Here is a 9,286-nt window from a genome sequence, read left to right on the forward strand (position 1 = left end):
CGCGGCCGCAGGCCCCGGCTGATCGACGCCCGCGATGGGGGTGGATCGCACGTCGCCAAGCGGTTCCGGCGGCGGCGGGGAAGGCATCCGTCATCTGTCAACCCCCTCTTCCGACCACCGGGGATGCGGAAAGGTGACTGTGGGACCCCGCGTCCCAGAACAGGGGAGGGCTGACCGCCGCGCCCCGGAAAGGACACCTCGCATGAGTATCGGAGCAGGCATTGCCCTCTTCGCCATCGGCGCCATCCTCGCCTTCGCGGTGAACGTCGAGGTCGAGTGGGTGAATCTCGACATGATCGGCTACATCCTCATGGGTGCCGGAGCCGTCATCTTCATCGTCGGCATCGTCCTACTGGCGCGCCGGCGCCGGTCGGAATCCGTCACCCACACGGCGGTCGACCCGAACGTCAACGAGCAGGTGACCCGCCGCAGCACGAGCACGACGGACGACGCCGCCGGACTCTGACCAGCCCCCTGACGAAACCTCTGACCGCGGGCGCCTCGGCGCCCGCGGTCAGGCGTCTGGGGACTCGGGCGCCGATGGAGGCGTCTCGAGCTGCGTGAGGAGGCCGTCGACCCCCTGAAGCTCGATCGGCGAGCCGAGCCGGGTCACATGGTCGGCGCGGAGCGACTCCCAGCGCTCGCGCGACATGACGTATCGACGATGAAGCGCCGCCTCGCCCTCGCGCGCGATGTGGAGCGCGCCGTCGGAGTCGTAGCCGACGCGCCGCGAAACGGCGTTGGACGAGACGTTGTCGGCGAACGCCCCGGACGTCGCCTCGCGCGCGCCCAGACCCTCGAACGCCAGGTGCAGTGCCAGCATCCGCATGCGAGTGCCGATTCCGCGTCCTTGGTGCTCTCGTCCGAGCCACGACCCGGTCGTGACTCGCCGCAGCACGGACCAGTCTCTCGCGGTGATGCCCTGGATTCCCACGGGGACTCCCTCGTGTACCACGGCGAGCTCGAGGACGAACTCCGTGGGCGAGAGCCGGTTGCGGATGCCCCACTGGTACGCCAGCACGCTGCGCGCGACTTCGTCGGCGGAGCCGCGGGACCACGGGTGCTCGAACGGCATCTGGTCGGGATCATGGATGCCGCGCCCGGCCAGATCGGACAGCTCGACCAGGAGGTCGTCGTCGATCCAGCGCAGCTCCAGGTCGCCGGCACGCACCCGTACGGCAGAAGCGGGCCAGAGCCGGGCGAGCGCGTCGGAGTGCGGCATCCCGGAAGTCTGCCAGAGTCTCTGGGCAGCCGGTGGGCGGATCAGGACTCGGGAACGGCCGGGATGAGGTCGGCAAGCAGCCGGAACACGGCCGCGAGCTCGTCGGCGGTCGTCGCGGGATACGCGACCGTCGCACCGATCACGACCAGATGGGGGACCAGTGCCGCCACCCTCGCACGATCGGGATCGGCGACGCGCCCGGCCCACGCATGCTGAAGCGCCGCCAGACGCGCGCGGTCGACCTGTTCCAGCGCGACGGCAGCGGACTCATCGTGTGAGGCCCACGCACGGATCGAGCGTTCGAGATCGACATCGATCGGCGCATCGAGGCGGGTCGCGAGCTCAGCGAGGTCCGACAGCGCCGGCGCATCGCCGATCTGATCCAGGGTGCGCGTGCGCCATGCGTCGAGGAGCGCGGCCCGATACGCGGTGGCGTTCGCGAAATGGTGGAAGAACGAGCCCTTGCTCAGCCCCACGCGCGCCGCGATCCGATCGATCCTGACCCCTGAGATTCCCTCGTCGGCAAGGACTCGGAGTCCCTCGTCGATCCACCGCTCATTCGACATGAACCCACCATACCAAACCGTATGGTATGGTCGGCGAATGACGCTCCTGCCGGATCCCGTCTGGCCCGTGATCGTCCTCGCGGCGATCTCGTTCATCGACGGTGTGCTCTGCCTCAAGCCCGTGCGCTTCATAGCGAGATGCTTCGAGGATGTGGGCTGGCCACGGCGGCTGTGGTGGCTGATGCCGCCGATCAAATTCGCGGCCGCCGGGGGACTGCTGCTGGGGATCCTTGTTCCTGGACTCGCGGCGCTCACGACAGCGTGCCTGGTGGCGTACTTCCTGTTCGCGATCGGCATGCACATTCGCGCCCGAGATTTCGGCCGCAACCTCTTCGTCAATGCGACGGGGATGCTCGTCCTCTGCCTCGCGACAGGTGTGTTCTGCTTCTTGGTCTAGCCCTCGACGGATGGACTCCCACGAGAACTCGGCGGACGATGCGTCGGCTGCTCAACGCGCGACGTGGTCGTCGGGCTCGTCCTCGAGGAGCATGCCGACCGAGGTGGCGCAGGCATCGCCGCGCCACGCTTCTCTGCCCTCGCGGACGGCGAATCCGGCGATGACGAGGCCGGCGATCGCGTCGGCCCACCACCACCCGAAGCCGGTGTTCAGGAGAAGCCCGATCAGTACGGCGGCCGAGAGGTAGGTGCAGATCAGGGTCTGTTTGGAGTCGGCGACCGCGGTGGCGGAGCCGAGCTCGCGGCCCGCGCGCCGCTCGGCGAGGGACAAGAGCGGCATGATGATCACGCTGAGCGCGGTGATGAGGATGCCGAGGGCACTGTGTTCGGCCTCCACCCGGCCGATAAGCGTGAGCAGCGACGTGGAGATGACGTAGGCAGCCAGGGCGAAGAAGGCGATTGCGATGACGCGGAGTGTGGGCTTCTCCCAGCGTTCCGGGTTACGGCGGGTGAACTGCCAGGCGACGGCGGCCGCGGAGACGACCTCGATGGTGGAATCCAGCCCGAACGCGATGAGTGCGCCGGAGGATGCGACGGTACCCGCGGTGATGGCGACCACCGCCTCGATGACGTTGTAGCCGATGGTGACGGCGACGATCCAGCGGATCCGACGCTGCAGCGTCTCTCGACGCTCAGGGATGAGTGACGCAGTCATGCGCAACTGCAGCCTTCATCCGTGCAGCACTCGGGGTCGACCGACAGCACCAGCTGCAGGAGTTCGCCGAGAGCGGGCGCGAGGTGTTCGTCAGCGAGCCGATAGGAGGACCGACGCCCTTCCTGAACGGCCTCGACCAGTCCGCATCCCCGCAAGCAGGCCAGCTGATTCGACATCACCTGTCGGGAAACGCCGATGGCGTCGGCGAGGTCGGACGGGTAGGCGGGTCCACTGCGCAGCGCGAGCAGTACGCCGGTGCGTGTGGAATCGGACAGGGCATAGCCGAGCCTGGCCAGCGCGGCGGTGTGGGTGACGGTCGCGGTTGCCATGAGTGGGATAGTACATGGACGCGTGAATCAACGAAACTCTGAACCAACTGCCACATCGTCCTCGCGTTTCGGAGGGACATGCGGGGGATCGGCTGGCCGGCGTCCTCTCTCGGGCCGCTATGGTCGTCCGGTGACTCGTTACAGCTTGATTCCCGCGGCGTATGTCTACATGGTGCGCGACGGCAGGGTGCTGTTGCAGCTGCGCCGCAACACCGGATACATGGACGGCTTCTGGACCGCTGGCGCAGCGGGCCACCTGGAACCGGGGGAGACCGCAGTGCAGGCGGCCACTCGGGAGCTCTCTGAGGAGCTCGGCCTCAGCGTGTCGGCGAGTGAGCTTGTTCCTTCAGCCGTCATGCAGCGTACGGACGGAACGTCCAATCCGAGGGAGCAACGCGTCGACTGGTTCTTCGCCTGCGCGTCGTGGAGCGGCGAGCCCTCGATCATGGAGCCGGAGAAGTGCGCCGAACTGCGGTGGTTCGATCTGACGGACCTGCCCCCGCAGATTCCGGCCTACGAACGCGCCGCCTTGGTGTGGCTCCGCGAAAACGACTCTGTCGGATTGCTCGACGTGGGCTTCTCACTGCCGCGAACCTGAGCCGCGAAATCTCGCGCTCGCGCTCGCGCCGACAGGGCGCACCGAGGCCGCGAAACCCCAGGCGCCGACGGGGGCCCGGCGATTAGGCTGGCCGGATCCGATGGACGGCAGTCATCGCAACGAGGACCATCGAGCCGGGCGCGACGCGTCCAGGCCGCCGGGAAGGGATCATGAAGCTTCTTCTCACGTCGGCGGGCGTCACCAATCCGACCATCCGTCACGCACTCGAGGACCTGCTCGGCAAGCCGATCAGCGAGTCCAGCGCACTGTGCATACCGACCGCCCAGTACGGTCACCCCTGGCTGGGACCCGGCATCAAGGCATGGGAGTTCATCAGCGGAAGATCCGAGAATCCCATGGTCGATCTCGGCTGGAAGTCCGTCGGAGTGCTGGAGCTTACCGCGCTGCCGAGCATCGATGAAGAGCGCTGGAAGCCGCTCGTACTCGAGACCGACGCGCTGCTGGCTGCCGGCGGCGACGCGCTCTACCTCAGCCACTGGCTGCGGGAGTCGAGACTTGCCGACATGTTCCCGTCGCTGGCGGAGACGGTGTGGCTGGGAATGAGCGCGGGAAGCATGGTGATGACACCGCAGATCGGCCGGGAGTTCGTGGGCTGGAAGCCGCCGACCGGCGATGACAGCGCGCTCGGGATCGTCGATTTCTCGATCTGCCCGCACCTTGCGGCCGACGGTGAACCCGGCAACTCCCTCGCCGCAGCGGAGAATTGGGCTGCCGGCATCCGCTACTCGCATACGCCATCGACGACCAGACGGCCTCCTGGTGACCGCCGACGGAATGAAGGTCATCACAGAAGGTCAGTGGAAGTACTTCCCAATCAGCCAGGGCGGCTGACTTCGTCGCAACCTGCCCGCGAGCGATCCACGGAGGCTTCATGAGTGGCGAGTTCGACTACGTCGGCCAGCCCCAGGCCCTCGCCGCCAAGCTCCGGGAGACACTGAACCACCCTTGAACTTCACGTGCGGGGGAGTGGTGGGTACGACGTTCACTCGGTCTGGGATACCGGTAGACGTACACATCAACGCGGTCCTCGCGGTAATGAAATCGGATCATGCTCCCCGCAGGGAGTGGTTTATTGTTCTCGTCGACCAACTGGCGCCAAGAGCTGATGTCTGCGAACAGATCCACTCCGGGTGGCACGCAATTGGCTCCGTCCACCGTGGCGGGACCAGTGATCAGCATGAAGCAGTGGAAGCCCTGCTCATTCTTGAAGAACCAGGGTTCAAGTCCCCGGAAGCTGTCGTAGCCGCGGATGGTCGATGCGGCTGGCTGAGCCTCGAGGAAGCCGAGGGCAAGAACCCCAAGCCAACAGCCGGGTTGAGGGGAGCGCGGTTCGGCATCCGTTTTCGCTCTGCGCGAACCTCGCACAGAGAGTCTCTACAAGCTGACATAATGTGCATTATCGGCGCAGTCACCAAGCACCCACGGCCCAGCGCATCCCGGACGATTCCGCGCGGGAGTCCGCGCGAGAGATGGCCTGACCGGAGCCACTTCCCAACATCCACCGCGCCGCACCGCCGAACAGCGCCGCTTGTAAAAGAAAAGCCAAGTCACACCGACGACGCGCTCGCCGCACCTGCCTGGCGCAGGCGGCCGGGATCAGATGAGCCAGGCGCCGTCGCGCATGAGGACGCGTCCGGCGAGCTCATTAGACTCGCGCCAGGCCTGGATGCGTGTCGGCCGCAGAACGAGGAAGACGTATCCCGCAGCTCCCCGCGGGTCCCAGTCCGCCTGCGCCGCGTATGGCTCTCCCAGCGAATCGTCGTCGTCGACGCCCGCCGACCGCTCGAGCACGGCGTCGATCAGTGCGACATCGCGGGTCGGACCCACCGCGAGGCGCGTGACACCCGACGCAGCGATGTTGCGGGCCGTCACCGAGCGCTCCTCGAGTGCGATGACCGCACGGTCGTCGATCCACGCCAGCGACAGCGGCACCAGGTACGGCGCCGCCTCGGGCGACGCGGTCGCCACCCAGACGTCGGCGGCGGGCGCGGTCAGGACGGCGAGCAGATCCGCCTTGCGAGTCGCGCGGTCACGGGGTTCCGGCATCCGTGGCTCCCTTCGTTCAGCGCGTGCCAGTCTGTCAGACGGCGACGCGCGATTGGCCCCCGAGAGAACGATTTCCTAGGCTCGGAGCATGCTGGAGTCGCTCACCGGGTTCGTCGTGGTGGGCGTGGCGATCCTCGTGGGATGGATCCTCGGCCGCATCGATCTCCTCGGCGAGCACGCGCGCCCCGTTCTGGCCCGGCTGACGTTCTTCGTGCTGTCGCCGTTCCTCCTCTTCGTCGTGCTCGCGCAGGCCGACGTCCGCACACTGTTCTCGGCACTCCTGCCCGTGTCGGCGATCGCGGCCGTCGCGGTCATCCTCGTCTACACGCTCATCGCACGCGTCGCCTGGAAGCGCTCGGTCGGCGAGACCGTGATCGGAGCCCTCAGTGCAGGCCAGGTGAACTCCAACAACATCGGCATCCCGCTGTCCCTGTACCTGCTCGGCAGCGCGGCGTATCCCGCGCCGGTGATCCTGTTGCAGCTGCTGGTCTTCACCCCCATCACGATGGCGATCCTCGATGCCGTCACCACCGCCCGCGCGTCGCTCTGGCGTGCGATCGGGCGCGTGGTGACGAACCCGATCGTGCTCGGCTCGCTGCTGGGCACGATCGTCTCGGTATCGGGGATCCAGCTGCCGCCGATCGTGATGGAGCCGGCCGTCCTCATCGCGAACGCGTGCGTGCCGATCCTGCTGATCGCGTACGGCATCTCATTGCACGGGCAGCGCGTGCTCGGGCCATCGGGTCGCCGGCGCGACATCGTGCTCGCGAGCAGCCTGAAGCTCGTGGCGATGCCCGTGATCGCCTGGGCGGTCGCCGAGTTCGTCTTCGGCCTCACCGCACACGACGTCCTGGTGGTGACGGTGCTCGCTGCGCTTCCCACCGCGCAGAACGTCTTCAACTACTCGCAGCGCTACGACGTGGGCGAGACGATCTCGCGCGACACCGTGTTCCTGACCACGATCGGGTGCGTGCCCGTGCTCATCCTGGTGACACTGCTGCTGGGATAGGCCGGATACTCCCCCGTCAGGGCCGGACTATCTCGTGCAGCGTGCCGATCACGAGCCGCACGCCCCCTTCGTGCCGGAGCACGGTGAAGAGCGTGTGCGTGCAGGCGCGGCAGCGCACGATGGCGGCCGTGTCATCGATCTCGACGACCGCCTCTGCGACCGGCGCCCCCTCGTGACACCCGCCGCACACCGCGATCAACGCGGTGACATCGGCTTCGAACACATCCCACAGCAGACCTGCGGCGGCGTTGCCGTCGACCGTACTGGTCGCGATCTCAGCGCGCATCATGCACCTCCGAAGCGTTCGGTCCTGATCCGGGCGGACGGATGCCCCAACCCGACGAGCGCGTCGGCGACGTGCTCGACGAAGCCCGTCGGGCCGCACACGAAGATGATGGGCTCCCGTCCGGGCTCCCAGACGGCCGCGCGCAGCAGGTCGTCGTCGACCCGCCCCACGTGTCCTGTCCAGCCGCTCGGCGCCGCACGCGTGAATCGCCAGGTCAGCCCCACTCCCCCATCGCCGGCCGTGCGCGCCAGCGCATCACGATATATCGCGTCTTCGGTGGTTCGGACCGAATATAGCAGGCGGACGGATGCCGCAGCCCCGGCATCCGTCGCCGCCCGCACCATCGCCATCAGCGGCACGATGCCCGAACCGCCCGCGATGAGCTGCACGGGCGCCGCTCCCCCGGGCCGCCACACGAAATAGCCGCCCAGCGGACCCTTGACCTCGAGCTCGTCGCCGGGCAGCACATCCCGCACCAGGTAGGGCGAGACCTCGCCGTCGGGGATCTCGTCCACCGCGAGCTCGATGGTCTCACCCGGCCCGTACGACCCGATCGAGTAGGACCGCACCGCCTGATAGCCGTCCTCGGCGGTCAGCCGGATGTCGACATGCTGGCCGGCGTCGTTCCCCGGCCACCCGGGCACCTGAAGACGCAGTAGGCGAGCCGACGGCGTCACGCCGACGGCCTCGACCACGCGAGCGGGCTGCCAGCCCCCGACCGTCACCAATACCGTTCCTCGGTCCAGGGATCACCGTGCATGTTGTAGCCGTTCTGCTCCCAGAAACCCGGCTCGTCGTCACCCATCAGGGTGAGGCCACGCACCCACTTCGCGCTCTTCCAGAAATAGAGGTGCGGGACGAGCAGCCGGGCGGGACCGCCATGCTCGGGGTCGAGCGGCGCGCCGTCGAACTCGAACGCGACCCACGCCTGGCCGTCGCGCAGCTCGTCGAGCGGGATGTTCGTCGTGTAGCCGCCGTACGAGTGAGCCATGGCGTACTCGGCCTCGGACTCGACCGATTCGAGAAGCGTGTCGAGCGAGACGCCGCGCCACGACGTTCCGAGCTTCGACCACCGTGTGACGCAGTGGATGTCGGTGTCGACATCCTCGATCGGGAGAGCCTGGAACTCCTCCCACGTCCACGAGACCGCGTTGCCGGTCTCAGTGCGGATGCCGAAGCGCCACTCATCCAGGTCGATGCGGGGCGTGGGCCCCGCCGACAGCACCGGGAAGTCCTCCGTCAGATACTGACCGGGCGGCAGCCGCGGATCGCTCTCGCGACGCCGTGCTCCGAATCCCCTCGAAACGACGGCCATCGAAACCCTCCTCCTGCGCCCTGCGGAGCGCACATACTCACGGTCACGCACGCTCACGGTAGCGCGCCGCACCCCGGCGGTGCGATGGGCATTGGGCAACACACGTTCACGCTCGTTGCGAAGTTCGACGACGGGTCTAAGCTTTAGCCGCACCGCATACAGGGAACTCTCAGAAAGGCCCCCATGTCTACTGCATCCGAAGCCGAGAAGTCGGCCGTCAACGGGATCCGCACGGCGCTGGGCGTCGGCGGCGTCCTCGCGCTCATCGTCGGCATCCTGATCCTGGTCTGGCCCGGCAAGACCGCAGCCGTCGTCACCGTCATCATCGCGATCTACGCGATCGCCGCCGGGCTCGTCTACGCCGGGCTCGGGATCTTCTCGAAAACGAAGGGCGGCTGGGCTCGTGTCGGCCACATCGCGCTCGGCATCCTGTTCATCATCGCCGGCGTCGTGGCGCTGTTCAACATCGGTCAGACGACCGCGTGGCTCGCACTGTTCCTCGGCATCCTGATCGGCATCATGTGGATCGTCGAGGGCATCGTCGCGCTGTCGACGCTCGGTGACGCCGCCTCGAAGGGCTGGTCGATCTTCTTCGCCATCCTGAGCATCATCGCGGGCATCATCGTGCTGTTCGCCCCGGTCTGGGGCGTCATCGTGCTCTGGTGGATCCTGGGCATCTCGCTCATCGTCCTCGGCATCATCAACATCGTGCGTGCGTTCACCTTCAAGGGCGACATCTGATCAGACGTCACCCACGATGACGGCCCCGGGAGCGATCGCTCC

Annotated in this window: 14 protein-coding genes; 6 read left to right on the top strand and 8 right to left on the bottom strand. The window is 67.4% G+C overall.

Annotation, left to right across the window (positions count from 1 at the left end; translation table 11 throughout):
* Nucleotides 1-202 precede the first annotated feature (202 nt).
* Nucleotides 203-466: a DUF6458 family protein gene (locus B1729_RS12570; RefSeq protein WP_163617087.1), complete on the top strand. Its 264-nt coding sequence runs from the start codon at nucleotides 203-205 to the stop codon at nucleotides 464-466.
* 48 nt (nucleotides 467-514) lie between these two features.
* Here the strand turns inward: B1729_RS12570 and B1729_RS12575 are convergent, their stop codons facing one another.
* Together B1729_RS12575 and B1729_RS12580 are read right to left on the bottom strand one after the other, a co-directional pair.
* Complete coding sequence (locus B1729_RS12575) at nucleotides 515-1,222, bottom strand: GNAT family protein (RefSeq protein WP_163633029.1); 708 nt, start codon at nucleotides 1,220-1,222, stop codon at nucleotides 515-517.
* 41 nt (nucleotides 1,223-1,263) lie between these two features.
* The gene (locus B1729_RS12580) at nucleotides 1,264-1,788 is read right to left on the bottom strand and encodes a TetR/AcrR family transcriptional regulator (protein ID WP_163617085.1); all 525 of its coding nucleotides are present in this window, start codon (nucleotides 1,786-1,788) and stop codon (nucleotides 1,264-1,266) included.
* Nucleotides 1,789-1,825: 37 nt separating this feature from the next.
* Between B1729_RS12580 and B1729_RS12585 the strand changes: the two genes are divergently transcribed.
* Nucleotides 1,826-2,185: a DoxX family protein gene (locus B1729_RS12585; protein WP_163617084.1), complete on the top strand. Its 360-nt coding sequence runs from the start codon at nucleotides 1,826-1,828 to the stop codon at nucleotides 2,183-2,185.
* A 51-nt stretch (nucleotides 2,186-2,236) separates the two neighbouring features.
* On the opposite strand, the gene B1729_RS12590 is transcribed toward B1729_RS12585, so the two are convergent.
* Nucleotides 2,237-2,899: a cation transporter gene (locus B1729_RS12590; RefSeq protein WP_163617083.1), complete on the bottom strand. Its 663-nt coding sequence runs from the start codon at nucleotides 2,897-2,899 to the stop codon at nucleotides 2,237-2,239.
* Nucleotides 2,896-3,228 (bottom strand): metalloregulator ArsR/SmtB family transcription factor, encoded by a 333-nt coding sequence (locus B1729_RS12595; protein WP_163617082.1) that lies wholly within the window; start codon nucleotides 3,226-3,228, stop codon nucleotides 2,896-2,898. Before B1729_RS12595 ends, B1729_RS12590 begins: the two co-directional genes overlap by 4 nt.
* 130 nt (nucleotides 3,229-3,358) lie before the next feature.
* Here B1729_RS12595 and B1729_RS12600 point away from each other — a divergent pair, with 130 nt between their 5' ends.
* Both B1729_RS12600 and B1729_RS12605 read left to right on the top strand, forming a co-directional pair.
* Complete coding sequence (locus B1729_RS12600; RefSeq protein WP_275575848.1) at nucleotides 3,359-3,826, top strand: NUDIX domain-containing protein; 468 nt, start codon at nucleotides 3,359-3,361, stop codon at nucleotides 3,824-3,826.
* A gap of 170 nt (nucleotides 3,827-3,996) precedes the next feature.
* A complete protein-coding gene (locus B1729_RS12605; RefSeq protein ID WP_345770815.1) occupies nucleotides 3,997-4,722 on the top strand; it encodes a Type 1 glutamine amidotransferase-like domain-containing protein in 726 nt (241 codons plus the stop codon).
* Nucleotides 4,723-5,443: 721 nt separating this feature from the next.
* On the opposite strand, the gene B1729_RS12610 is transcribed toward B1729_RS12605, so the two are convergent.
* Entirely contained in the window at nucleotides 5,444-5,893 is a 450-nt protein-coding gene (locus B1729_RS12610) for a pyridoxamine 5'-phosphate oxidase family protein (RefSeq protein ID WP_163633031.1), read from the bottom strand.
* Nucleotides 5,894-5,981: 88 nt separating this feature from the next.
* Between B1729_RS12610 and B1729_RS12615 the strand changes: the two genes are divergently transcribed.
* Nucleotides 5,982-6,902, top strand: a complete 921-nt coding sequence (locus tag B1729_RS12615; RefSeq protein WP_163633033.1) for an AEC family transporter — start codon at nucleotides 5,982-5,984, stop codon at nucleotides 6,900-6,902.
* A gap of 16 nt (nucleotides 6,903-6,918) precedes the next feature.
* Here the strand turns inward: B1729_RS12615 and B1729_RS12620 are convergent, their stop codons facing one another.
* From B1729_RS12620 to B1729_RS12630, 3 genes are read right to left on the bottom strand one after another with little or no spacing between them, the layout of a single operon-like run.
* A complete protein-coding gene (locus tag B1729_RS12620) occupies nucleotides 6,919-7,188 on the bottom strand; it encodes a DUF6510 family protein (RefSeq protein ID WP_163617501.1) in 270 nt (89 codons plus the stop codon).
* Nucleotides 7,188-7,913, bottom strand: a complete 726-nt coding sequence (locus B1729_RS12625; RefSeq protein ID WP_163633035.1) for a ferredoxin reductase — start codon at nucleotides 7,911-7,913, stop codon at nucleotides 7,188-7,190. Before B1729_RS12625 ends, B1729_RS12620 begins: the two co-directional genes overlap by 1 nt.
* Nucleotides 7,910-8,503 carry a sulfite oxidase-like oxidoreductase gene (locus tag B1729_RS12630; protein WP_163617077.1) on the bottom strand — a complete coding sequence of 198 codons (594 nt, stop codon included), beginning with the start codon at nucleotides 8,501-8,503 and terminating at the stop codon, nucleotides 7,910-7,912. Before B1729_RS12630 ends, B1729_RS12625 begins: the two co-directional genes overlap by 4 nt.
* Nucleotides 8,504-8,686: 183 nt before the next feature.
* Here B1729_RS12630 and B1729_RS12635 point away from each other — a divergent pair, with 183 nt between their 5' ends.
* Nucleotides 8,687-9,244, top strand: coding sequence for a DUF308 domain-containing protein (locus B1729_RS12635; RefSeq protein WP_163617076.1), 558 nt, complete (start codon nucleotides 8,687-8,689; stop codon nucleotides 9,242-9,244).
* Nucleotides 9,245-9,286: the final 42 nt, after the last annotated feature.

Source organism: Microbacterium sp. B35-04 (assembly GCF_010634885.1).
GTDB lineage: Bacteria > Actinomycetota > Actinomycetes > Actinomycetales > Microbacteriaceae > Microbacterium.

Bases quoted from the DNA above. Each gene is read 5' to 3' on its own strand.
- B1729_RS12585 (WP_163617084.1), top strand. From the start codon at position 1,826: ATGACGCTCCTGCCGGATCCCGTCTGGCCCGTGATCGTCCTCGCGGCG.
- B1729_RS12615 (WP_163633033.1), top strand. From the start codon at position 5,982: ATGCTGGAGTCGCTCACCGGGTTCGTCGTGGTGGGCGTGGCGATCCTC.
- B1729_RS12590 (WP_163617083.1), bottom strand. From the start codon at position 2,899: ATGACTGCGTCACTCATCCCTGAGCGTCGAGAGACGCTGCAGCGTCGG.
- B1729_RS12605 (WP_345770815.1), top strand. From the start codon at position 3,997: ATGAAGCTTCTTCTCACGTCGGCGGGCGTCACCAATCCGACCATCCGT.
- B1729_RS12635 (WP_163617076.1), top strand. From the start codon at position 8,687: ATGTCTACTGCATCCGAAGCCGAGAAGTCGGCCGTCAACGGGATCCGC.
- B1729_RS12620 (WP_163617501.1), bottom strand. From the start codon at position 7,188: ATGCGCGCTGAGATCGCGACCAGTACGGTCGACGGCAACGCCGCCGCA.
- B1729_RS12610 (WP_163633031.1), bottom strand. From the start codon at position 5,893: ATGCCGGAACCCCGTGACCGCGCGACTCGCAAGGCGGATCTGCTCGCC.
- B1729_RS12575 (WP_163633029.1), bottom strand. From the start codon at position 1,222: ATGCCGCACTCCGACGCGCTCGCCCGGCTCTGGCCCGCTTCTGCCGTA.
- B1729_RS12595 (WP_163617082.1), bottom strand. From the start codon at position 3,228: ATGGCAACCGCGACCGTCACCCACACCGCCGCGCTGGCCAGGCTCGGC.
- B1729_RS12630 (WP_163617077.1), bottom strand. From the start codon at position 8,503: ATGGCCGTCGTTTCGAGGGGATTCGGAGCACGGCGTCGCGAGAGCGAT.
- B1729_RS12570 (WP_163617087.1), top strand. From the start codon at position 203: ATGAGTATCGGAGCAGGCATTGCCCTCTTCGCCATCGGCGCCATCCTC.
- B1729_RS12580 (WP_163617085.1), bottom strand. From the start codon at position 1,788: ATGTCGAATGAGCGGTGGATCGACGAGGGACTCCGAGTCCTTGCCGAC.